Annotated in this window: 22 protein-coding genes and 1 tRNA gene; 13 read left to right on the top strand and 10 right to left on the bottom strand. The window is 68.8% G+C overall.

Annotated features, from left to right (window positions below; all coding sequences use genetic code 11):
- Positions 1-193 precede the first annotated feature (193 nt).
- Positions 194-721, top strand: coding sequence for a peptidylprolyl isomerase (locus ACIRHA_RS19650; protein ID WP_403847139.1), 528 nt, complete (start codon positions 194-196; stop codon positions 719-721).
- A 156-nt stretch (positions 722-877) separates the two neighbouring features.
- Positions 878-1,777: a rhomboid family intramembrane serine protease gene (locus ACIRHA_RS19645; RefSeq protein WP_403847136.1), complete on the top strand. Its 900-nt coding sequence runs from the start codon at positions 878-880 to the stop codon at positions 1,775-1,777.
- Between the two features lie 298 nt (positions 1,778-2,075).
- On the opposite strand, the gene crgA is transcribed toward ACIRHA_RS19645, so the two are convergent.
- Positions 2,076-2,333: a cell division protein CrgA gene (gene crgA / locus ACIRHA_RS19640; RefSeq protein WP_403847134.1), complete on the bottom strand. Its 258-nt coding sequence runs from the start codon at positions 2,331-2,333 to the stop codon at positions 2,076-2,078.
- A 153-nt stretch (positions 2,334-2,486) separates the two neighbouring features.
- Between crgA and ACIRHA_RS19635 the strand changes: the two genes are divergently transcribed.
- The 6 genes from ACIRHA_RS19635 (at position 2,487) to ACIRHA_RS19610 (ending at position 6,948) form a co-directional block, all read left to right on the top strand.
- Positions 2,487-3,254 (top strand): DUF881 domain-containing protein, encoded by a 768-nt coding sequence (locus ACIRHA_RS19635; RefSeq protein WP_403847131.1) that lies wholly within the window; start codon positions 2,487-2,489, stop codon positions 3,252-3,254.
- A gap of 30 nt (positions 3,255-3,284) precedes the next feature.
- Positions 3,285-3,980 carry a class E sortase gene (locus tag ACIRHA_RS19630; protein WP_403847129.1) on the top strand — a complete coding sequence of 232 codons (696 nt, stop codon included), beginning with the start codon at positions 3,285-3,287 and terminating at the stop codon, positions 3,978-3,980.
- A gap of 41 nt (positions 3,981-4,021) precedes the next feature.
- On the top strand, positions 4,022-4,183 hold the full coding sequence (locus tag ACIRHA_RS19625; RefSeq protein WP_326022339.1) for a hypothetical protein: 162 nt from the start codon (positions 4,022-4,024) through the stop codon (positions 4,181-4,183).
- Positions 4,180-4,827, top strand: a complete 648-nt coding sequence (locus tag ACIRHA_RS19620; RefSeq protein ID WP_403847126.1) for an aminodeoxychorismate/anthranilate synthase component II — start codon at positions 4,180-4,182, stop codon at positions 4,825-4,827. The genes ACIRHA_RS19625 and ACIRHA_RS19620 overlap by 4 nt, the downstream gene beginning before the upstream one ends.
- Positions 4,824-6,146 carry a class E sortase gene (locus ACIRHA_RS19615; RefSeq protein WP_403847123.1) on the top strand — a complete coding sequence of 441 codons (1,323 nt, stop codon included), beginning with the start codon at positions 4,824-4,826 and terminating at the stop codon, positions 6,144-6,146. Before ACIRHA_RS19620 ends, ACIRHA_RS19615 begins: the two co-directional genes overlap by 4 nt.
- A 61-nt stretch (positions 6,147-6,207) precedes the next feature.
- A complete protein-coding gene (locus tag ACIRHA_RS19610) occupies positions 6,208-6,948 on the top strand; it encodes a class E sortase (protein WP_403847121.1) in 741 nt (246 codons plus the stop codon).
- 119 nt (positions 6,949-7,067) lie between these two features.
- Here the strand turns inward: ACIRHA_RS19610 and ACIRHA_RS19605 are convergent, their stop codons facing one another.
- The 7 genes from ACIRHA_RS19605 to ACIRHA_RS19575 all read right to left on the bottom strand — a co-directional run bounded on the left by ACIRHA_RS19605 (position 7,068) and on the right by ACIRHA_RS19575 (position 16,472).
- Positions 7,068-8,117, bottom strand: coding sequence for a restriction endonuclease (locus ACIRHA_RS19605; protein WP_403847118.1), 1,050 nt, complete (start codon positions 8,115-8,117; stop codon positions 7,068-7,070).
- 188 nt (positions 8,118-8,305) lie between these two features.
- Positions 8,306-10,297 carry a Stk1 family PASTA domain-containing Ser/Thr kinase gene (gene pknB / locus ACIRHA_RS19600; protein WP_403847116.1) on the bottom strand — a complete coding sequence of 664 codons (1,992 nt, stop codon included), beginning with the start codon at positions 10,295-10,297 and terminating at the stop codon, positions 8,306-8,308.
- Between the two features lie 199 nt (positions 10,298-10,496).
- Entirely contained in the window at positions 10,497-11,957 is a 1,461-nt protein-coding gene (locus tag ACIRHA_RS19595; protein ID WP_403847114.1) for a peptidoglycan D,D-transpeptidase FtsI family protein, read from the bottom strand.
- Positions 11,954-13,381, bottom strand: coding sequence for an FtsW/RodA/SpoVE family cell cycle protein (locus ACIRHA_RS19590; RefSeq protein ID WP_403847111.1), 1,428 nt, complete (start codon positions 13,379-13,381; stop codon positions 11,954-11,956). The genes ACIRHA_RS19595 and ACIRHA_RS19590 overlap by 4 nt, the downstream gene beginning before the upstream one ends.
- 25 nt (positions 13,382-13,406) lie before the next feature.
- Positions 13,407-14,921 (bottom strand): Stp1/IreP family PP2C-type Ser/Thr phosphatase, encoded by a 1,515-nt coding sequence (locus ACIRHA_RS19585; protein ID WP_403847109.1) that lies wholly within the window; start codon positions 14,919-14,921, stop codon positions 13,407-13,409.
- 158 nt (positions 14,922-15,079) lie between these two features.
- Entirely contained in the window at positions 15,080-15,604 is a 525-nt protein-coding gene (locus ACIRHA_RS19580; protein WP_403847106.1) for an FHA domain-containing protein, read from the bottom strand.
- Positions 15,605-15,614: 10 nt separating this feature from the next.
- Complete coding sequence (locus tag ACIRHA_RS19575) at positions 15,615-16,472, bottom strand: FhaA domain-containing protein (protein WP_403847104.1); 858 nt, start codon at positions 16,470-16,472, stop codon at positions 15,615-15,617.
- A 351-nt stretch (positions 16,473-16,823) separates the two neighbouring features.
- Between ACIRHA_RS19575 and ACIRHA_RS19570 the strand changes: the two genes are divergently transcribed.
- Positions 16,824-16,906 (top strand) — tRNA-Leu (locus ACIRHA_RS19570).
- Between the two features lie 188 nt (positions 16,907-17,094).
- On the opposite strand, the gene ACIRHA_RS19565 is transcribed toward ACIRHA_RS19570, so the two are convergent.
- Positions 17,095-17,748 (bottom strand): FMN-dependent NADH-azoreductase, encoded by a 654-nt coding sequence (locus ACIRHA_RS19565; RefSeq protein WP_403847101.1) that lies wholly within the window; start codon positions 17,746-17,748, stop codon positions 17,095-17,097.
- A gap of 148 nt (positions 17,749-17,896) precedes the next feature.
- Between ACIRHA_RS19565 and ACIRHA_RS19560 the strand changes: the two genes are divergently transcribed.
- From ACIRHA_RS19560 to ACIRHA_RS19545, 4 genes are all read left to right on the top strand, one after another.
- Positions 17,897-18,286, top strand: a complete 390-nt coding sequence (locus ACIRHA_RS19560) for a winged helix-turn-helix transcriptional regulator (protein ID WP_403847684.1) — start codon at positions 17,897-17,899, stop codon at positions 18,284-18,286.
- Positions 18,287-18,498: 212 nt separating this feature from the next.
- A complete protein-coding gene (locus ACIRHA_RS19555; RefSeq protein WP_403847682.1) occupies positions 18,499-19,902 on the top strand; it encodes a DUF2252 domain-containing protein in 1,404 nt (467 codons plus the stop codon).
- A 177-nt stretch (positions 19,903-20,079) separates the two neighbouring features.
- Positions 20,080-20,898 (top strand): J domain-containing protein, encoded by an 819-nt coding sequence (locus tag ACIRHA_RS19550; protein WP_403847679.1) that lies wholly within the window; start codon positions 20,080-20,082, stop codon positions 20,896-20,898.
- 71 nt (positions 20,899-20,969) lie between these two features.
- Positions 20,970-21,299 (top strand): rhodanese-like domain-containing protein, encoded by a 330-nt coding sequence (locus ACIRHA_RS19545; protein ID WP_266718725.1) that lies wholly within the window; start codon positions 20,970-20,972, stop codon positions 21,297-21,299.
- Between the two features lie 45 nt (positions 21,300-21,344).
- Here ACIRHA_RS19545 and ACIRHA_RS19540 read toward each other — a convergent pair whose 3' ends face one another.
- Positions 21,345-22,523: an acyl-CoA dehydrogenase family protein gene (locus ACIRHA_RS19540; protein ID WP_403847676.1), complete on the bottom strand. Its 1,179-nt coding sequence runs from the start codon at positions 22,521-22,523 to the stop codon at positions 21,345-21,347.
- Positions 22,524-22,637: the final 114 nt, after the last annotated feature.

The following is a 22,637-nucleotide window of genomic DNA, read 5'->3' as shown; positions in this document are numbered from 1 at the left end:
GGCTTGGTACGGCTTGATAAAGGGACTTGGCGACGACAATGCCACGGATCGCGGCGGGGCGCGCCTCTTCGACTGCGAGTAGACCGGTTTTCGGTGACTGAAACCCCCGCACAACCCTGACACGTCCGTCCGGGGCCACCGGAGGTGCGTCGTGCGAGGATCGGGGGGCACAAATGTCAACGGAAGGCAGATCGTGGCCGAGCAGCTGTACGCCACTCTCAGGACCAACCAGGGCGACATCGAGGTCCGGCTGCTGCCGAACCACACTCCCAAGACGGTCAAGAACTTCGTGGAGCTCGCCAAGGGCGAGCGTGAATGGACCAACCCGGAGACCGGGGAGAAGTCCACGGCGCCCCTCTACGACGGCACGATCTTCCACCGCGTCATCGGCGGCTTCATGATCCAGGGCGGCGACCCGCTGGGCAACGGCACGGGCGGCCCCGGCTACCAGTTCGAGGACGAGTTCCACCCCGACCTGGCCTTCACCAAGTCGTACCTGCTGGCGATGGCCAACGCGGGACCCGGTACGAACGGTTCGCAGTTCTTCATCACCGTCTCGCCCACCGCCTGGCTGACCCGCAAGCACACGATCTTCGGTGAGGTCGTCGACGAGGCCAGCCAGAAGATCGTCGACGCGATCGCCGGTACGCAGACCAACCCGCGCACCGACCGGCCGGTCAACGACGTGGTCATCGAGTCCGTCCTCGTCGAGACCCGGTAGAGACCCGACAGTCCCCGCAGGGAACTAAAGCGCCCCGCTCGTCCGTCGCCTGTTCGTAGGCACGGGGGCGGGGCGGCGCGTTGCGCGGCCGCCGCGGCGCCGACGTCACCACACCCGACCACTAGCCCGAGACCGAGACCCGAGGGGACGACCGCCATGGACCAGGCGCCCGGCAGCCCGCAGGAACCGAAGGACGCCCAGGGCCTGCCCGGCTGCTACCGGCACCCGGACCGCCCGACCGGCATCAGCTGCACCCGCTGCGAGCGGCCCATCTGCCCCGAGTGCATGGTCAGCGCGTCCGTCGGGTTCCAGTGCCCGGAGTGTGTGCGCAGAGGCTCGGGGACCGGGCACGCGCCGAGCGCGAGCCGGCCGAGGACGATGGCGGGCGGCACGGTCACCTCCGATCCGCGCCTGGTCACCAAGGTGCTGCTCGGTATCTGTGTGGCCGTGTTCGTGGTGCAGATGACGGTCGGCGACCGGTTCACCGAGCGGTTCGAGATGCTCGGCCTCGCCTGGGTGCCCGACCTCGGCGGCCTCGAAGGCGTGGCGGAGGGGCAGTGGTACCGGCTGCTCACCGCGATGTTCCTGCACGGCAGTTACGTCCACATCGCCTTCAACATGCTCAGCCTGTGGTGGATCGGCGGCCCGCTGGAAGCGGCTCTCGGCCGTGCCCGCTACATCGCGCTGTATGTGGTCTCGGGCCTGGCAGGAAGCGCGCTGACCTATCTGCTCGATGAGCAGTACCAGCCCTCGCTGGGTGCCTCCGGTGCGATCTTCGGTCTGTTCGGTGCGACGGCGATCCTGATGCGTCGGCTCAACTACGATCTGCGGCCGATCATCGCGCTGCTCGGGATCAACCTGATCTTCACGTTCATCCCATCCTTCAACATCGCCTGGCAGGCGCACATCGGCGGCCTCGTCGGCGGCCTGATCGTCGGGTACGCGATGGTCCACGCCCCGCGAGAGCGTCGTGCGCTCGTGCAGTACGGGGCCTGTGCGCTGGTTCTGGTCGCCGTGCTGGTCACCGTCGTCGTCAGGACCGCGCAGCTCACCTGAGCCCGGTTGTCCACGGATGATGACCCAGGTTGTCCACAGCGGGTGGCGGATCTTGTGCATCCTGTGGGGAACAGCTGTGCCCCTTGTCGTCAACCTGGGTTTGACCAGGAGGGACAAGGGGCGAACAGGTGGTCGAGCAGAGTCGAACCGGTCACACCGGCGTCAACGCCCAGTGGGTTATCCACAGATCATGCGACCTTTTCCACGGCTGTGGAAAGTTAGCGATATTCTGTGGATAACTCAGTGGATAGCTCAGGGCAGAGCTGCTTCCACAGCTACGGCACAGCTACTTCCAGAGCTACTTCCACTGGGTGGAGACGCCGAAGCCGCCGGCGATGAAGCCGAAGCCCACGACGATGTTCCAGTTGCCGAGCGCCTTGATCGGCAGCGTGCCGTCGGCCACGTAGAAGACGACGATCCAGACGAGTCCGATGAGGAACAGCGCCAGCATTGCTGGTGCCACCCAGCCGCGGTTGGTCAGCTTGATATTGGCTGCCTGCTTCGACGCCGAGGGCGGCGTGTAGTCGGCCTTCTTGCGGATACGTGACTTCGGCACGAGGGTCTCTCCTGTCGATGCGCTGCGTGGCCGCGCAGAGTACGTGGGCTGGCTCCGGAGCAGCGTACAAGGGGAACTTGTGGGGATTCCCCGTGCTCCTCCGGGCGTCCGTTAGCGTAGTGCTTCCGTGGCGTCGAAGGAGATAAGGGTACGTTGAGCAATTCCGTCGACTCTGCCAAGAGCACCGCCCGTGGGCGCCTGCGGCCCGTGCGCTTGCTCACCGTCGGCGTCTTCGCGCTCGCCGGCCTCATCTTTTTCACCAGTTTCAATACGGCCAAGGGCACCAATATCCGGACGGACGGGTCCCTGCTGAAGCTCTCCGACCTCATCCAGGAGCGCAGCCGTAAGAACAAGGATCTGGAAGCGGTCAACAGCGGGGTACGCGGCGACGTCGAGCGCCTCGCCGAGCGCGACAACGGTTCCACCGAGGCCGACGACAAGAAGCTGACCGGCCTGGAGAAGGCTTCCGGGACGAAGAAGGTGAAGGGCGAGGCGATCTCCGTCACACTCGACGACGCCCCGCCGAACGCGGCCCCCAAGCTCCCCGGCTACCCCGACCCCCAGCCCAACGACCTGGTCATCCACCAGCAGGACCTGCAGGCCGTGGTGAACGCCCTGTGGCACGGCGGCGCCAAGGGCATCAAGGTCATGGACCAGCGCCTCATCTCCACGTCCGCCGTCCGCTGCGTCGGCAACACCCTGATCCTCCAGGGCCGGGTCTACTCGCCCCCGTACAAGATCACCGCGGTCGGGGACCCGGAGAAGCTGAAGCAGGCGGTCGCGGCCTCGCCGGAGATCCAGAACTACATGCTGTACGTGAACGCGTACGGGCTCGGCTGGAAAGTTGAGGACGACGGGGCGATGACTCTTCCCGGTTACTCGGGCACAGTGGATCTCCACTACGCGAAGCCCGTGAACTAGCCATGGAGTAGCCGCCGTACTGGGGGGCCTGTGTCGGTACGTGTCGCCATCAGGACATTCAGCGAACTCTGCATCACCGTCGGCGCCTTGATCGTGCTGTTCGTCGCGTACGTGCTGTTCTGGACCGGTGTGAAGGCGGACAGTGCGATGGGCAGCCAGATCGACGACCTCCAGAACCAGTGGGCGAAGCGGCCGGTGGCCAGTGCGGCGCCTGATGGCCAGAGCAGTGCGGCACCGCCGACGCAGGGCCCGTACAAGGACGGCAAGCCCTTCGGTGTGATGTACATCCCGCGGCTTGGTTTCACGTGGAACAAGCCCGTGCTGCAGAACACGAAGGTCGACACCCTCAAGAAGGGGCTCGGGCACTACGCCGGCACGGCCCAGCTCGGGGGGAAGGGGAACTTCGCGGTCGCCGGGCACCGGCGCACGTACGGCGACCCGTTCAAGGACTTCCCGAAGCTCAGGCCCGGGGACCCGGTGGTGGTCACCGACGGGACCACCTGGTTCACGTACGTCATCGACACCAAGCCGTACAAGACGCTGCCCAGTGATGTCGGAGTGATCGACCCGGTGCCGCGCAAGTCCGGCTACGAGGAGCCGGGGCGCTATCTGACGCTGACGACCTGTGAGCCGGAGTGGGGCCACAGTCACCGGCTGATCGTCTGGGCGCATCTCGATGCCACTCAGCCTGTGGAGGCAGGCAAACCGAAAGCGTTGCGCCGTTAGTCTGGTGCCGTAATCGCAGAACGGTGGAAGGGGAGCCCGGCATGTACGGCTGGATCTGGCGGCATCTGCCGGGGAACACCTGGGTGAGGGCGGGGATCTCGGTCCTGCTGGCCCTGGCGGTCGTGTACGTCCTCTTCCAGTACATCTTCCCCTGGGCCGAGCCGCTGCTGCCCTTCAACGATGTGACGGTGAACGGCCAGTGAGCACCCGAAAGACCCGCATTCTCGTCGTCGACAACTACGACAGCTTCGTCTTCAACCTCGTCCAGTACCTGTACCAGCTGGGTGCCGAGTGCGAGGTGGTGCGCAACGACGAGGTGACGACCTCGCACGCGCAGGACGGTTTCGACGGCGTGCTGCTCAGCCCGGGTCCCGGCGCCCCCGAACAGGCCGGTGTCTGCATCGAGATGGTGCGGCACTGCGCGGCGACCGGTGTGCCCGTCTTCGGTGTCTGCCTCGGCATGCAGTCCATGCAGGTGGCGTACGGCGGCGTCGTGGACCGCGCCCCCGAGCTGCTGCACGGCAAGACCTCGCTCGTCGGGCACTCGGGCAAAGGCGTCTTCGCGGGCCTCCCGGACCCGTTCACGGCCACCCGCTACCACTCGCTGGCCGCGGAGCCCGGCACCGTACCGGAGGAGCTGGAGGTCACGGCTCGTACCGAGGACGGCATCATCATGGGCCTGCGCCACCGTGAACTGCCCGTCGAGGGCGTGCAGTTCCACCCCGAGTCGGTGCTCACCGAGCACGGACACCTGATGCTCGCGAACTGGCTCGTCGAGTGCGGGGACAAGGATGCTGTGGCCAGATCGGCCGGGCTCGCGCCGGTCGTGGGCAGGGCCTCGGCGTGACCGCGTTGCGCCCCGAGCAGGACGGTGAGGCCGGCGGGTTCGAGGATGCGGTGCGTCGCCTCGACGACCCGCTGAACGACCCGTTGCCGGGGCAGCACCCGTCGCCGTGGTTCCGGCCGTCGGGAGTGCAGGAGCAGGAGCCACAGCCGGGCCCGCAGCAGGAGCCACAGTCGGGCCCACAGCAGGAGCAGCGGCGGGCCGAGGAGCCGAAGCGCCGCCTGGAGCCGGAGCCCGAGTGGTACGACCCGCAGGGGTACGCCCAGGACTGGTACGGGAGCACACGGCAGCAGGCCCAGGAACCGGCGTCGGCGGCCGTGCACCACACCCAGGAACCGGCGCCCGCGGCCGTGCACCACACCCAGGAACCGCCGACCGCAGCCCAAGAGCCCGCTCACACCCCCGTACAGGATGAGCCCGAGCCCGCGCCGGTGCGGGACGACGAGACCGTTGCCCTGCGCACCGCGGACACTCGGCGAATAGTCGAGACCGCGCCGCCCACCGGTGGCCGTGCCGCGCGCAGGAAGGCCGCCAAGCGGGGCGGCGGACGGCACTCCGCGGCGCCCGCCACCGAGCAGGAGTCGGAGACGGGAGCGGACGGCAAGCCGCTGTCCCGGGTCGAGGCGCGCGCAGCGGCGCGTGCGGCCAAGCCTGGTGCGGGGGTGATCGCGAGCCGGGCGGTCGGCGAAGTCTTCATCAGCATCGGGGTGTTGATGCTGCTGTTCGTCACCTACCAGCTGTGGTGGTCGAACATAAGGGCCCACGACATCGCCGGCAGCGCCCGGCACAGCCTTGAGGACGACTGGGCCAACGGCAAGCGCAAGCCCGGTGCGTTCGAGCCGGGGCAGGGCTTCGCGATCCTCTACATCCCGAAGCTGGACGTCGTCGTGCCGATCGCCGAGGGCATCAGTAAGCCGCAGGTCCTCGACAAGGGCATGGTCGGGCACTACGACAAGGACAGCATTCCGACCGCGATGCCGGACGCGAAGAAGGGGAACTTCGCGGTTGCCGGGCACCGCAACACCCACGGTGAGCCGTTCCGCTTCATCAACCGTCTCGAACCGGGCGACCCGATCGTGGTCGAGACGCAGGACAAGTACTACGTGTACAAAATGGCGAGCATCCTCCCGCAGACCATGCCGTCGAACACGTCTGTGCTCAACCCGATCCCGGCGGGCTCCGGATTCACCAAGGCGGGGCGTTACATCACTCTGACGACGTGCACTCCGGAATTCACCAGTACGTATCGAATGATCGTCTGGGGCAAGATGGTCGAGGAGCGTCCGCGGAGCAAGGGCAAGCCGGACGCGCTCGTCGAATAACCGGGGAACTCCGGGCACCAGGCATCGGGCAGTACGGCGCACAGAGACGGGGCATGACGCAGTGGCAGCGACGACCGACCATGGGGAAGAAGCCGCACCGAACGGCCCCTCGCCTTCGCCCTCACCCCGGCGCGGCAAGATCGCGACCGCCGTCAGCGTCTTCGGTGAACTGCTCATCACCGCGGGCGTGATCCTCGGTCTTTTCGTCGCCTATTCACTGTGGTGGACGAACGTCGTCGCGGATCGTGCGGCGGGCAAGCAGGGCGACAAGGTCCGCGACGGGTGGAAGGGCAACAGCGGCCCCGGCGCCCTGGACACCAAGAACGGCATCGGCTTCCTGCACGTCCCCGCGATGAGCAGCGGCGACATGCTGGTCGAGAAGGGCACGGACACCAAGATCCTCAACGACGGTGTCGCCGGTTACTACACGGATCCCGTGAAGGCGGCGCTGCCGACGAAGGGGAAGAACGGCAACTTCTCGCTGGCCGCGCACCGGGACGGGCACGGTGCCAAGTTCCACAACATCGACAAGATCGAGAAGGGCGACCCGATCGTCTTCGAGACGAAGGACGACTGGTACGTCTACAAGGTCTACAACATCCTCCCGGAGACCTCGAAGTACAACGTGGACGTCCTCGACCAGGTGCCCAAGGAGTCGGGGAAGAAGAAGGCCGGGAAGTACATCACGCTGACGACCTGCACGCCGGTCTACACGTCCACGTACCGCTACGTGGTGTGGGGCGAGCTGGAGCGGGTCGACAAGGTGGACGGCGACCGGACGCCGCCGAAGGAATTGCGGTAGGGCGGGTGGCGCTGCCCCTACGATGGGTGGGGCCCGAAGCCGCAACTTGTTCTTGCGGCTTCGGGCCCTTTGTTTCATGTGTTTCATGCGGTTCTGACGCTCGGTGAGGTCAAGTGAGGTCACCGCAGGGTCTTGAGCGGTTCCCCGGTGCTCCACTTCTCCAGCAGGTTACGGGGCACGACGGTGATGCCTGCCTCGGCGGCGATGCCGGCCGCTTCGGCAGTGAAGCGGCATGTGGTGACGAACATGGCCACTTCGGAGACGCGCAGCACTTTGGAAGCGCCGATGAATTTCTGGATCTCGGCGCTGGTGATCGATTGGTAGGGCGCGAACCTTTTGCACTGGACCGCGACGCGTCGCCCGTCCGGTGTGACGGCGGTGATGTCGATGCCGCGGTCGCCCCAGCCTCCTTGGACGGCGACATCGGTGCAGCTGTCGCGGTCGAGCAGTGAAGCGATGTGGTTCTCGAACTGACGGCCGTTCATGGCGTCCATGGCGGCCATGGTGCCGGGGAGCGGGCGGTTCTCCACCGCTACTTCCAGTCGCTGGAGTCGGGCATGGTGGCGGCGGATGCGGTGCTCCAGGTGTTGAACCCCTGCGCGCAGGTCGAGCAGTTCGCGGCGGTGCTCGCCGGAGGCTTCGATCAGGGCGTTGAACATCGGGACGACGGTTTTGCCGAGGGTGTCGGCGATGCGCTGGTCGATGCGGGCGTCGAGGGCATCGTGTTCGTGGGTGTTCTGTGTGCCGGCCGGTTGGGTGCGGGCCAGGTATTCCATGTCGAGGAGGTAGGCGCGGACTTGGCGGGCGATGTCGCTGTCGCGCAGGAGCATGGCGACGTTGAGGACGGCTCGGCGGGACCATAGGGCCAGGCTGGAGCGGGGCTGTGGATAACTTCCTGGATAGGGACTCAAGTTGAGTTGCTTAAATTCACGCAGTTCAGAGCCTCGGAGTACCTGTAGGCCGTTGGACGTGAGTTCTTGTCGGTGACGACTGAGCAGGTTGTTGATGACGGTTTCCGCGACGTCGAAGTACGCCGCCACCATCGCCGTTGTCACGTGCATCCCGTCCGGCAGCAGTGACAGGGCCTTCACCTTGTCGAGGACGTCTGTGCGGTCGAGCACGCTGTCGCGCAGGGACTTGGATTCGAGCAGGGCCGATTCGTTGATCACCGGAGTTCCTTCCGCTGGGGAGGTGGGTGTCCGGATAACGGATCGGATCATGTGAAGGTATGGGCGAGGTTCGCGTTTGTGTATGAATGTGGCCTGCTGTGGTGCCCTGTTGGTATATGCGTGGAGCCCCGGTCCCCTCGTGTGGAGGGGACCGGGGCTCCGGCCGCGGTAGTGCGGGTGGTGGGGCGTCAGCCGCCGAGGTTGCCCCCGAAGATGCCGCCGTTGTCGTTCCCGCCGTTGTCCCCGCCGCCGACCGTGGTCAGGGTGACCGTGGTGTTGGCGGGGTCGGACGCGGTGTTGGCCGCCGGGTCCTGGGTGATGACCCGGGCCTGGTCGCCCTGGTCGGCGCCGTCGGCGAACTGGACGTTCTTGAAGCCGGCGTCGTCCAGGATCTTCTTGGCGTCCTTGACCTTCTGGCCGACCACGTTCGGGACCGGGGTCTGCGCACCCTCCTTGGCGACCTTCAGCGTGACGGTGGAGCCGGGCTCCGCCTGGCTGTCGGCCTGGAGGCTCTGGGCGAACACCTTGCCGGGCTCGGCCGCGGTGCTCTCCTCCTCGGTGCAGCTCGCCTCGAGCTTGCTGTCCTTGAGCTGCTGGGTGGCCTCGTCGCAGGAGAGGTTGCCGCCGGCCACGTTCGGGACGGTGACGAGCGCCTTCTTCTTCGCGACGGTCAGGGTGATCTCGGTGCCCTTTTCGACCTTGCCGCTGGAGGGGTCTTGCTTGGTCACCGTGCCGGGTGTCCGCTCGGACTCCTCGGTTGTCCTGGTGACGTTCTCGAAGCCCTTGTTCTTCAGCTCGGAGACGGCTTCGTCGTACGAGAGGCCCGTGACGTCCGGGATGGAGATCTTGGGCGCGCCCGTCGAGACCGACACCGTGACCGTGTCGTTCTTTTCGACCGTCGTGCCGGACTTCGGGTTCTGCGAGCAGATCTGGCCCTTGGGGTAGTCCTCGCAGGGGCCCGACTTGCTGGAGTCCAGCTTGAGGTCGCGGTTCTCGGCCATCTTCTCGGCCTCGCCGACCGTCTTGCCGACGAAGTTCGGGGCCTTGAACGACTCGTTGCCGACGCCGTCGCCGCCGAAGATCCACTTGCCGATCAGGACGGCGCCGACGAGCACCAGGATGCCCGCGAGGACGAGGAAGATCGTCGACGTGCGGTTCTTGCCCTGGCGGCGCCGGTCACCCCGGTCGTCGTAGCCGAAGCCGCCGTCGTCCGGGTTGGTCGGCGGCAGCATCGACGTCTGGCCCGCACCGTTCTGCGGGCGCAGCATCGCGGTCTGCTGGTCGTCGGGGTGGCCCCCGCCGTAGCCGACCGCGCCCATGGCGGCGGTGGCGGCGACCGGCTGGCCGTCGAGGCAGGCCTCGATGTCGGCGCGCATCTCGTCGGCGGACTGGTAGCGGTAGTCCGGGTCCTTGGTCAGCGCCTTGAGGACGATGGCGTCCATCTCGGGCGTGATCTCGGAGTCGAAGACCGAGGGGGCCTGGGCCTCCTCGCGGACGTGCTGGTACGCGACGGCGACCGGGGAGTCGCCGACGAACGGCGGCCGCACGGTGAGCAGTTCGTACAGCAGGCAGCCCGTCGAGTACAGGTCGGAGCGCGCGTCGACCTGCTCGCCCTTGGCCTGCTCGGGCGAGAGGTACTGCGCGGTGCCGATGACCGCCGCGGTCTGCGTCATCGTCATGCCGGCGTCGCCCATCGCGCGGGCGATGCCGAAGTCCATGACCTTCACCTGACCGTTGCGGGTCAGCATGACGTTGGCCGGCTTGATGTCGCGGTGCACGATGCCGGCGCGGTGCGAGTACTCGAGCGCCTGGAGGATGCCGACGGTCATCTCCATGGCGCGCTCGGGCAGCAGCTTGCGGCCGGAGTGCAGCAGCTCTCTGAGCGTGGAACCGTCCACGTACTCCATCACGATGTACGGGATGGAGATCTGGTCGACGTAGTCCTCGCCCGTGTCGTACACCGCCACGATCGCGGGATGGTTGAGCGAGGCGGCCGACTGGGCCTCCCGGCGGAACCGGGCCTGGAACGACGGGTCGCGCGCGAGGTCCACCCGCAGCGTCTTCACCGCCACGGTGCGGCCGAGCCGGGTGTCATGGGCGAGGTAGACCTCCGCCATGCCACCACGGCCGAGCACCTGGCCCAGCTCGTACCGGCCGCCGAGGCGACGCGGCTCTTCCATTACCTACCAGCCCTCTCCGTCGGTCCCGACCGTCCCGTGCGGGGTCGGGCGGTGTGCTGTCCGGGCATACCGTACCCGGCTTGCCCAGCGTGACCTGGCCACCACCGTGACCCGTGACAGGACCGGTATCGCCACGTGCATCTATGTGAACAACGAGTGACCGGGCTCACAAGGAGCGGTGAAACCGGGTTCCCTCGAGTCACTGCTTGCTGTCCACGACCGCCTTCATCACGTCTCGCGCGATCGGCGCGGCCAGGCCACCACCGGAGATGTCCTGGCGGCCGGCCGCGCTGTCCTCGACGACCACGGCCACGGCCACCGGCGAACCGGAGCTCGTCTTGGCGTAGGAGACGAACCAGGCGTACGGCCTCTCGCTGTTGTCGACGCCGTGCTGGGCGGTACCGGTCTTGCCGCCGACGGTGACGCCGGGGATCTTGGCGTTGGAGCCGGTTCCGTCGTTGACGACCGTCTCCATCATCGACTGGAGCTTCTGCGCGTTGTCCTCGGTGAGCGGCCGGCTCAGCTCCTTCGGGTCCGTCTTGTCGATGGTGTCGAGGCTCGGTGCCTTCAGCTCGTCCACCATGTACGGCTCCATGAGCTTGCCGTCGTTGGCGACCGCCGAGGCGACCATGGCCATCTGCAGCGGCGTCGTGGCGGTGTTGAACTGGCCGATCGAGGAGAGCGCGGTCTCCGACTTGTTCATGTCCTTGTCGAAGTTCGACGCGTTCGAGCGGACCGGGATGAACTGCTCCTTGTTGAAGCCGAACTTGTCCGCCTCCTCGCGCATCGCGTCGACGCCGAGGTCCGAGCCGATCTTGCCGAAGACGGTGTTGCAGGAGACCTTCAGGGCGACCCGCAGCGTCGCGTTCTTACAAGGGATGTTGCCCTCGTTCGGCAGCGGCGTCGTGGTGCCCGGCATGGTCCACGGCAGCGGGGTGTCCGTCTTCTTGTCCGGGTCGTAGTTCCCGCTCTCCAGTGCGGCCGCGGCCGTCACCAGCTTGAACGTCGAACCCGGCGGGTACGTCTCGCGCAGCGCGCGGTTCAGGAGCGGCTTGTCCTTGTCCTTGTCGAGCTGCGTGAACGTCTTGCTGTCGTCGGTGGAGTTCCCGGCGAAGGCCGACGGGTCGTACGACGGGGTGGACGCGAGCGCGAGGATCTTGCCGGTGGACGGCTCGATGGCGGCGACGGCACCCTTGCCGCGCGTCTTCAGGCCGTCGTAGGCGGCCTTCTGCGCGGCGGCGTTGAGGGTGGTGACGACGTTGCCGCCCTCCTTCTGCTTGCCCGTGATCATGTCGAGGGTGTTGCGGAAGAAGAGGCGGTCGTCGTTGCCGCTGAGGATGCCGTCCTCGAGGTTCTCGATCTGGCTGGCGCCGACGACCTGCGACGCGTAACCGGTGACGGGCGACCACATGGGCCCGTCCTTCCAGGTCCGCTTGTACTTGAGGTCGGTGCCGGTGGTCGCCTTGGAGCCGGTGATGGACTTGCCGTCGACGATGATGTCGCCGCGCGGCGTCGAGTACCGCTCGATGGCGACGCGACGGTTCTCCTTGTCGGAGGCGAGCGAGTCGGCCTTCACGTACTGGAGCCAGTTGTCGCGGATCAGGAGGCCGAGGACCAGGAGTCCGCAGAAGATCGCGATGCGGCGCAGGGGCTTGTTCACGGTCGGACCACCTGGGTCATCTCGGCGTCGGGACTTGGCGTGGGGCTCGGCGCGGGCCGCCGCGCGGTGTCGCTGATCCGGATCAGGATGCCGATGAGCGCCCAGTTGGCGATGACGGAGGAACCGCCGTACGCGAGGAAGGGCATCGTCATACCGGTCAGCGGGATGAGCCCCATGACACCGCCGGCGACGACGAAGACCTGCAGCGCGAAGGCGCCGGACAGGCCGACGGCGAGCAGCTTGCCGAAGGGGTCGCGGGCGGCGAGCGCGGTGCGCACGCCGCGCTCCACGATCAGTGCGTAGATCAGCAGCAGCGCCATCAGGCCCGCCAGGCCCAGCTCCTCGCCGAAGGTGGCGAGGATGAAGTCGGAGTTCGCCGCGAAGCGGATCAGCTCGGAGTGGCCCTGGCCCCAGCCGGTGCCGAGGGTGCCGCCGGAACCGAAGGCCCACAGCGCCTGCATCGCCTGCTCGGAGTGGCCGGGCACGCCCTGCCGGCTGAGCATGTACTCCTTCATCGGGTCGAGCCAGGCGTCGACGCGCTGCTGGATGTGCGGCTCGAACGTGGCCACACCGACGGCGCCGACCGCGGACATCAGCAGACCGAAGACGATCCAGCTGGTCCGCTCGGTGGCGACGTACAGCATGATGACGAACATTCCGAAGAACAGCAGCGACGTACCGAGGTCGGTCTCGAAGACCAGGATGAGGATCGAGATCCCCCAGACGACGAGGATCGGTCCGAGGTCGCGGCCGCGCGGCAGGTAGATGCCCATGAAGCGGCGCGAGGCGAGCGCCAGGGCGTCCCGCTTCACCATCAGGTAGCCGGCGAAGAAGATCGCGAGGACGATCTTCGCGAACTCACCGGGCTGGATGGAGAAGCCGCCGATGTTGATCCAGATCCGCGCGCCGAAGATGTTCTGGCCGAGGCCGGGAACGAGCGGGAGCAGCAGCAGGACCACGGCGCCGAGCATGGAGATGTAGGTGTAGCGCTGCAGGGCGCGGTGGTCCTTGAGGAAGATCAGCACGACGATGAAGAGCGCGATGCCCATGGCCGTGTACATCAGCTGCTTCGGGGCCGCGCTGCCCGCCTGGTCGATCGACTGCAGCAGCTTCGACTGGTCGAGCCGCCAGATGACCACCAGGCCGAGCCCGTTGAGCAGCGTGGCCAGCGGCAGCATCAGGGGGTCCGCATACGCCGCGAACTTCCGTACGACGATGTGGGCGACGCCCGCGAGCAGGCCGAGGCCGAGCCCGTAGCCGAGCAGGCCCGCGGGGACCTCGCCGTCGAGGGCGAGGCCGACATTGGCGTACGCGAACACCGGGATGACCACGGCGAACACGAGCAGTGCCAGCTCGGTGTTGCGTCGGCTGGGTGCTCCGATCGCTCCAATGGTCGACGTATGGGTCGTGGAGTTACTACTCATGGCGTGCTGAGGCCCCCAACGGCTTCTACTGCTGTGCGCACGCCTTGGCCAGCTGCTGCTCTTCCTCGGAAAGAGTGGGGCCAGGGGTGGGCGTGGGAGAGGTCTTGGACTTGCCGGACGACGACGGGTTCGGCGTGGGTGTGGCGGTGCGGAACGACGCCTTGGACGTCGTGCCTCCCGTGGAGGTTCCGCCTGCTTCGCCCTCGCCGGTCTTCGCGTTCTTCTCGTTCTCGGCCTTGTCCCGTGCGGCCTGCTTCTCGCATGCGGTGGCCTGCGCGGACAGTTCCTGGATCTTGTCCTGGGCGGCGGCCAGGTCACCTTCGGCGATGGTCGCGTCGACCTGCTTGCGCTGGTACGGCGGCAGGTACTTGAGCTCGATCTCCGGGTGGTCCTTCTCGACGTCGGACAGGCTCACCCAGGCGAGGTCCTGACTGATGCCGCGGTACAGCGCCACGTGCTCCTCGTTGGTGCCGACGTAGTACTGCGTCTGCGTCCAGCGGTAGCCGCCGTAGAGGCCACCGCCGATGACGGCCAGCGCGAGCACCGTGTAGAGGGATCTCTTGAGCCACCTCCGGCGGGGCCGCGGCTTCACGAAGTCCTCGTCCGAGTACGAGAAGCCCTCCACGGCGCCGTTGTCGGGCGGCCCGAACTCGCCGCCTCCGCCGGGGGATCCGCCGGGGGCCTGGCGGCCGAGTCCGGCGGCGCGGCCCGCGGGGGTCTCCATCGCGCTGCCCTCGTGCAGCGCCTGCTGGTTCTCGGCGACCGCGCCGACGACCACGGGGGCGTCCGAGAGATGACCGGCGAGGGTGTCCCCGCTGTCGATGTCGAGGACGTCCGCGATGATCACGGTGATGTTGTCGGGTCCGCCGCCGCGCAGCGCCAGCTGGATCAGGTCCTGGACCGTCTCCTGCGGGCCCTGGTAGCTGGCGAGGGTCTCCTCCATCGTCTGGTGGGAGACGACGCCCGACAGGCCGTCGGAGCAGATCAGGTACCGGTCGCCGGCCCGGACCTCACGGATGGAGAGGTCGGGCTCGACGTGGTCGCCGCTGCCCAGCGCGCGCATCAGCAGCGAGCGCTGCGGGTGCGTGGTGGCTTCCTCTTCCGTGATGCGGCCCTCGTCGACGAGGCGCTGCACCCACGTGTGGTCCTGGGTGATCTGCGTCAGCACGCCGTCGCGCAGTAGATACGCGCGCGAGTCGCCGACGTGTACGAGGCCGAGCCGCTGGCCCGTCCACAGCAGTGCGGTCAGGGTGGTCCCCATGCCCTCGAGCTGGGGGTCCTCCTCGACCATCATCCGGAGCTGGTCGTTGGCCCGCTGCACGGCGGTGCCGAGCGAGGTCAGGATGTCCGATCCTGGCACGTCGTCGTCGAGCGCGACGATGGTGGAGATCACCTCGGACGAGGCGACCTCACCGGCGGCCTGGCCGCCCATGCCGTCGGCGATCGCGAGCAGCCGGGGGCCGGCGTAGCCGGAGTCCTCGTTGCCCTCGCGGATCATGCCTTTGTGTGATCCGGCGGCGAAGCGCAGTGACAGACTCATGCGCACCTGCCCAGCTGGCTCAGACTCCGGGTACAGCCGGTCGTGTCGAACCACACTGCCCACCCTCCGGTCGGGAGCGCGCCGGTGTCCGGGGCAGCAAGGGCCCGGACGTCCGCGTCGGCCGGCTCGCTCCGCTCGCGCTCATTCATGACGTAGCACTACTTCCGCAGCTCGATGACGGTCTTGCCGATGCGGATGGGCGCACCCAGCGGAATCGGCTGGGGCGTCGTGAGGCGGGTCCGGTCGAGATATGTGCCGTTGGTGGACCCGAGATCCTCGACGATCCACTGACCGTCACGGTCCGGGTAGATCCTGGCATGCCGGCTCGACGCGTAGTCGTCGTCGAGCACGATCGTGCTGTCGTGCGCACGGCCGAGCGTGATCGTCTGCCCCTGCAGCGCCACCGTCGTACCGGTGAGCGTGCCTTCGGAGACGACCAGCTTGGTGGGGGCGCCGCGCCGCTGGCGGCCACCGCCCCCTTGCTGCTGCTGCCGCTGCTGCGGAGGCGCAGCGGCCTGTCGTGCGGCCTGTTGTTGCGTGCGCCCGCTCTCACGGCGCGAGCCGCGTGCGGTGACGCGCGTACCGAACAGGTCGCTGCGGATGACCTGGACGGCCACGATCACGAACAGCCACAGAACGGCCAGGAAACCCAGCCGCATGACCGTCAGGGTCAGCTCTGACATTGCCCCCGCTTCACCCTTCGGCTTGCCGGTAAACGATGGTGGTTTGGCCCACGACGATCCGCGAGCCGTCGCGGAGCGTAGCGCGGGTGGTGTGCTGCCCGTCCACCACGATGCCGTTGGTGGATCCGAGATCCTGGATCGTCGAGGGCGTTCCGGTCCGGATCTCGCAGTGCCGGCGCGATACGCCGGGGTCGTCGATCCGCACGTCGGCCTCGGTGGACCGGCCGAGCACGAGGGTGGCGCGGGAGATCTGGTGGCGTGTGCCATTGATCTCGATCCAGTGGCGCACGCGGGCGCCGGGCAGCGGGCCCGCTTCGGGCTGCTGTCCCTGCGCCGCGGGTACCGACTGGGGTGCCTGCGCCGGACGGGCCGGCGGCGGGGCGGAGGGCATCGGCGGGGCCGCGGTGGGCTGCGGGTATCCGTAGCCACCGGGTGCCTGGTTCGGCCGGGCGGCCGGGGCGGGGCGCTGCTGCTGGGGCCTGTCCTGGCTGGTGGAGGACGCGAGGGTGCGGCTGCGTACCCGGTACAGACCCGTGTCCAGGTCGTCCGCCTTCTCCAGGTGCACCTTGATGGGGCCCATGAAGCTGTAGCGCTGCTGCTTCGCGTAGTCGCGCACCATGCCGGACAGCTCGTCACCGAGCTGGCCCGAGTAGGGGCTCAGCCGCTCGTAGTCGGGCGCGCTGAGTTCCACGATGAAGTCATTGGGGACGACCGTCCGGTCGCGGTTCCAGATCGTGGCGTTGTTGTCGCACTCGCGCTGCAGCGCTCCGGCGATCTCGACGGGCTGCACCTCGGACTTGAAGACCTTGGCGAAGGTGCCGTTGACCAGCCCCTCGAGGCGCTGTTCAAACTTCTTCAGGACTCCCATGGGGCACCTCCTCCTTCTTTGCCGTCCTGCCTGCTTCGTACTGCTTACTGGCTTGGTACTGCTTACTGATCGTATCCACGCGTCGGGAAATCGGCTGGTTCCCCCTGTCCGCCTGCTCGATGAGTGTCGACGCTCACAGCCCCTCAACCGGGCCCCTTGTCTGGGGATCGTAGAGGTGGCCTCCGAACAGTGTCCCGTACGCGGCTGTGGGACGTGGGCGATCCGGCTCCGGATGCCTGCTGGGGGGCCGCGGGAACGGGTGTGAATCCACCCTCCGCAGCGTGCTAATGTTTTGTTCGTCGGAAGGCACAGGGCCCGCAAGGGCGCAGGGTTCGGAAGACACACTCGATTGCGCGAGTGGCGGAACGGCAGACGCGCTGGCTTCAGGTGCCAGTGTCCTTCGGGACGTGGGGGTTCAAATCCCCCCTCGCGCACAGTGAAAAGCCCCGCAGGTCCTCGGATCTGCGGGGCTTTTGCGTTGCCCGCCCGAGGCGGGTGAGCATGCCCACAGGGCCCCACGAACCGGTCGGTCGTGGGGCCCTGTGGGTTATGTCACGTCACGCGTTACACGTCACTACGCGCGCGTGGTCGGACGCTGCAGCGCGTGGCTACGCGCGCGTGCTCAGGCGGCGAAGCGGGAGGCGAGCGCCTTGCCCTTCTCCTCGGCGTCCGTGAGGGCCTTGGCGCGGGAGGCCTCGTAGAGCGGGACGAGCTCGGCCATCGCCGGGTTCTGCGGGGCCATCGTCAGCTCCGGGACGATGAAGTCCAGGTCGAGGCCGAGGCCGTCGCGCAGGGCCGCGCCCAGGAAGTTCTGCACGTACTCGAAGCCCTCGCGCGGGGTGCCCGGCGCGTAGGAGCCGCCGCGGCTGGCGACGACGGTGACCGGGGTGCCCTTGGCGGACTGGGTCTCGGGGCCGGAGGTGCGGCCCATGAGGATCACGTTGTCCAGCCACGCCTTCAGCGTGGAGGGGATCGAGAAGTTGTACATCGGGGCGCCGATCAGAATGGCGTCCGCCTGCTCCAGCTCCTCGATGAGCTTGACGCGCTCGGCGAAGGCGGCGGCCTGCTCCGGCGTGTGCGCGTCGGCGGGGACGAAGCCGGCCACGTGGGCGTCGGCGGTGATGTGCGGCACCGGGTTCGCGGCCAGGTCGCGGTAGACGACGGTGCCCTCCGGGTGCTGCTCCTGCCAGGCCTTGCGGAAGGCGTCCGTGACGGCACGGGACGCGGAGGCCTGGCCGTCGAAGACGGAGGAGTCGATGTGGAGCAGGGTGGCCATGGTTCTCTCCCGTGAGGGTTGAGGGCGCCCCCGAGGGTTGAGGACGCCGTAATTGAGTATGTAACTATTAATAGCACAGGGACTTACTTTTTTTCATCCCCATACGAGAACGCAGTACCCTGGAGGCATGGTGGGCAGCGGGGAAGACATGAGTGAGGCGTGCGCGGGCGGCGCCGTGACCCACGAACCCCAAAGGTGTTCGACGGTCGACATCGCAATGACGCGCGTCTTCGGACTGCTGGGCAAGCGTTGGACGGGGCTGATCGTGTCCGTCCTGATGGGCGGTCCCCGGCACTTCGCGGACCTGCGCAGGGCCATTCCGGGCATCAGCGAGCGGATGCTCTCCGACCGGCTGACCGAGCTCGGCGCGGCCGGCCTCGTCGTGCGGCAGGTCGATGAAGGGCCGCCGCTGCGCGTCTCGTACCGGCTCTCGGCGGCGGGCGCCGCGTTGCAGCCCGCGCTGCGGGAGCTGGGGGACTGGGCCGGGACGTATCTGGGGGCCGAGGGCGGGACGTGCCCGGAGGAGTTCCGGAAGTGACGTCCGCCTGAGTTCCGATTCCGGGAGCAACGGGCTCGTGGAGTGAGCGAGTTGTGCACGTGCTGAGGGTTTTCCACAGGCCCTGACGGGTTTTCCGGACCGGCGGTACGGTCGTGACCGATCACATACGAGGCACGGCATGGGGGAGGCGGTCGGACGTGGGCGGATCGGATCACGTGGCGGTGCCGCGGCAGGGCGGGGCGCGGGAGTCCATGGAGGCAGGGGCGCGGCGGCTGCCTCGGGTGCCGGGGTTCGCGGAGGCCGCGGGAGGCTCGGGCGGCACACCCAAGGCGGCGGGCAAGGCGCTGCGGGAACAGGTGCCGAGGGGCGCGCACCGCGACTTCGCGGCGGACCCGGACCGGCCCGACGGGCCGGCCGCCGTCGAGGAGTCCAACCGCGGCAGGATCCCCGAGCTCACGCCGATCCGCGTCGGACGGATGGCCGCCACCCCCTTCGCGTTCCTGCGCGGCTCAGCGGGCCTGATGGCGTACGACCTCGCGCGCACTCCGGTGACGGGCATCGGCGCCCAGATATGCGGTGACGCGCACGCGGCCAACTTCGGCCTGTACGCGGACGCGCGCGGCGGCCTCGTCATCGACCTCAACGACTTCGACGAGACGGTGCACGGCCCCTGGGAATGGGACCTGAAGCGGCTCGCCACGTCGCTCGTGCTTGCCGGCCGGGAGGCGGGGGCCGACGAGGACACCTGCGAGGAAGCGGCGCACGACGCCGTCGGCGCCTACCGGCGCACCATGCGGCTGCTCGCGAAACTCCCCGTCCTGGAGGCGTGGAACGCGATCGCCGACGAGGAACTGGTCTCCCACGCGAACGCCCGCGATCTGCTCGGCACCCTGGAGCGGGTCTCCGAGAAGGCCAGCAAGAACACCAGCGGACGGTTCGCGGCCAAGTCCACGGTCGAGGTGGAAGGCGGCGGACGGCGGTTCGTGGACGCGCCGCCGGTGCTGCGCTCGGTGCCCGACGCGGAGGCCGCGGCCGTCGCGAGCGCGCTCGGCCCCTACCTGGACACCCTGTCCGCGGACCGGCTGCCGCTGCTCGGGCGGTACGCGATCCACGACGTGGCCTTCCGCGTCGTCGGCACCGGCAGCGTCGGCACCCGCTCCTACGTGGTGCTGCTCCTCGACCACCGGGGCGAGCCGCTCGTGCTGCAGGTGAAGGAGGCGCGGCCCTCGGCGCTGCTCCCCCACCTGCCGACGGCGGGGTTCGCGGCGGAGCCCGTCGAGCACGAGGGCCGGCGGGTGGTGCTCGGGCAGAAGCGGATGCAGGTCGTCAGCGACATCCTGCTCGGGTGGACCACGGTCGACGAACGGCCGTTCCAGGTCCGGCAGTTCAGGAACCGCAAGGGCAGCGTCGACCCGGCCGCCCTCGCAGCCGACCAGATCGACGACTACGCCCGGATGACCGGCGCCCTGCTCGCCCGTGCCCACGCGCACAGCGCCGACCCGCGGCTCGTCGCCGGGTACTGCGGCAAGAACGAGGAGCTGGACGAGGCGGTGGCCGCGTTCGCCGTCGCCTACGCGGACCGGACCGAGGCCGACCACGGGGAGCTGGTGCGGGCCGTGCGTGAGGGGCGGGTGGCGGCGGAGGCGGGCGTCTGAGGAGCGGGCGGCCGTGTCGGGGTGGCCGCGTGGGGGCGGCTTCGCGTTGAGCAGGGCCACCGCGGCCGTTCGGGTGCGGTCAACACCGTGCCCTACGCTGGTCGTGTGACGACCCCGGAGACCGACGATGCGGCAGGGCGGCCGGAGGAGCAACCTCGGGAGCGCCTCAAGGACCGCCTGAAGGAACGCCTCAACGAGCGGGCCCAAGAGCGGAGCGCGGAGCGGCCGGAGGCGCGCCTCGAGCGGGCCGTGCGCGCCGCGGAGCAGGCCTTGATCGAGTTCGAGATCGCCGTGGAGACCTTCCGGGTCGAGGTGGAGAACTTCTCGCGCCTGCACCATCAGAAGCTCGGACCGATGTACACACGGCTCGACGAGCTGGAGGCGCTGATCGCGGAGGCGACGGCGGCCCGCACCGGTGACGCGGAGGACCGCCGCAAGGCCGACGAGGCGCGGGCGCGGGTGATGCCGATGCCCGGCGTCGAGGAGCTGTTCCACGGGTGGATGGACGGGGACGGACTGTTCCCCGAGGCCGCCGCGATGCTGACCGAGCAGCCGGTGCGGCCGCCGCAGCGGGTGCGACCCAGCGAGGAGGCGCGCAAGCTCTACCGCGAGCTGGCCCGCAAGGCGCATCCGGACCTGGCGCAGGACGACAGCGAGCGGGAGCGGCGCGACGAGTTCATCTCCCGGGTGAACGCGGCGTACGGCCGGGGTGACGCGGCGTTGCTGCGCGAGCTGGCCGAGGAGTGGGCGGCGGGTCCCAAGCCGACCGAGCAGCAGCCGACCGAGAGCGAGGAGCTGTACGCCCGCCTCGAGTGGCTGGCGCAGCGCAAGGAACTGCTCACGGCGGTGGCGCAGGAGCTGGAGGAGAGCGCGATCGGCTCGATGCTGCGGATGGCTCCCGACGACCCGGACACCTTGCTCGACGAGATCGGCGAGAAACTCCTCGCACAGGTCGCCGAGCGGGAGTCCGAGCTGGAGCGGCTGACCGCCTCCTGAGCTCGGAGGCCCGAGAGGGTAGCTCCGAGGCGCGAGAGGGTAGCGTCGGGGGCATGGTTTTCGGTTCTGGTGTGCCCACGGTCGCTGTTGACGAGCTCAAGGAAGAGGACTTCCTCCTCGACGTCCGTGAGGACGACGAGTGGCAGGCGGGTCACGCGGCGGGTGCGCTGCACATTCCGATGAGCGAATTCGTCGCCCGCTACGGCGAGTTGACGGAGGCGGCGCCGCAGGACGGCCGCGTCAACGTCATCTGCCGCTCCGGCGGACGCTCCGCCCAGGTGACGATGTACCTGGCGCAGCAGGGCGTCGACGCGGTGAACGTCGACGGGGGCATGCAGGCCTGGGAGGCGGCCGGCCGCGCCGTCGTGGACGACAACGGGCAGCCGGGCGCCGTGGCCTGAGACCTTTCTCTTCGGACGGGCCCGCTTCTCTTCGGACGGGCCCGCTCAGCCGAGGGGATGCGCCGCCAGCAGGTCGCCGAGTGCCTCCTCGTGGGCGGCGGCCGGACCGAGCGAGAGCTCCAGGTGCTTGGCCCACGCGTGATAGCGGTGCAGCGGGTAGTCCGTGTCCGCGCCGAAGCCGCCGTGCAGGTGCTGCGCGGTCTGCACGACGCGTCGCACGCCGTCGGACGCCCAGGTCTTGGCGACCGCCACGTCTCCCGCGACCGGTAGCGGGCCGCTCGCCCCGCTGCTGATGCGCCAGGCCGCCTGCCACAGGGTGGCCTCCATGGCACGCAGGTCGATATAGCGGTCGGCGGCCTGCACGGCCACGGCCTGGAACGTGGCGATGGGGTAACCGAACTGCTCGCGCTTGCCCGCGTAGTCGCTGGTCATCTTGAGCACGCCTTCACCGAGGCCGAGCGCGAGCGCGCAGGTGCCGGTGGCGAGCAGATCGTGCAGCCGGGACCAGGCCGTGGCGTCCTCGATGAGGTGCGGCCCCTCGACGCGCACGCCGTCCAGGCGCAGCTCGGCCTGGCGCTCACCGGTCGTCGATATCTGCTCGGCGAGCGTGAGCCCCGGTACGTCGGCGAACGGCCCGGGGAGCACCGCGAGCACCGACTCACCCTCGCCGGTGTGGGCCGGGACGAGGATCCGGTCGGCGCCGAAGGCCCAGGGCACGGCCGTCTGCACACCGTCGAGCACCCAGGCGTCCGGTCCCGAGTCCGGTCCCGCGTCCGGCCCCGCGGCGGTCTCCTTGCGTGCGGTCACGGCCAGTTCGGCAGGGTCGTGCCCGGTGTGGCCCGCGGAGGCGACGGTCAGCACGAGCTCGCCGCGCGCGGCGCGGGGGAGGATCTCCTGCCGCAACTCCGCTCCGCCGCAGGCCTGTACGACCGTCGCGGCCGCGCTGTGTTCAAGGAGCGGGATCCGGGCGAGGACCTTGGCCGATTCGCGCAGCACCAGGCAGAGCGCGATGGCGTCGAGGCCCGCTCCGCCGTGTTCGGGGCCGATCAGCAGGCTGAGCAGATCGGCGTCGGCGGCCTTCGCCCACAGCGCCCGGTCGAAGTCCTCGGCGACCGCGCCCGAGGTGAGTGAGGGGCTGGGCACGCCGTCCGGCGCGACCGGCCCGAACACCGCCTGCGCCGCCTCGACGGCCGCCTGTTGCTCCTCGGAGAAGGTGAAGTCCACTGGCCCTGCCTCCCGTTCCTGCCATCCCTGCCGCACCGCGTCCGCGACCTGACGGGGCGTCAAGATAGAACAGGTTCTACGAGAAGGGAACAGCGGGCCCCGTGCGTTCGGTGG

The organism is Streptomyces sp. NPDC102360, from assembly GCF_044766085.1.
GTDB lineage: Bacteria > Actinomycetota > Actinomycetes > Streptomycetales > Streptomycetaceae > Streptomyces.
Note: the sequence above shows the minus strand (reverse complement) of the source record. Positions and strands in the feature narration are given on the sequence as shown.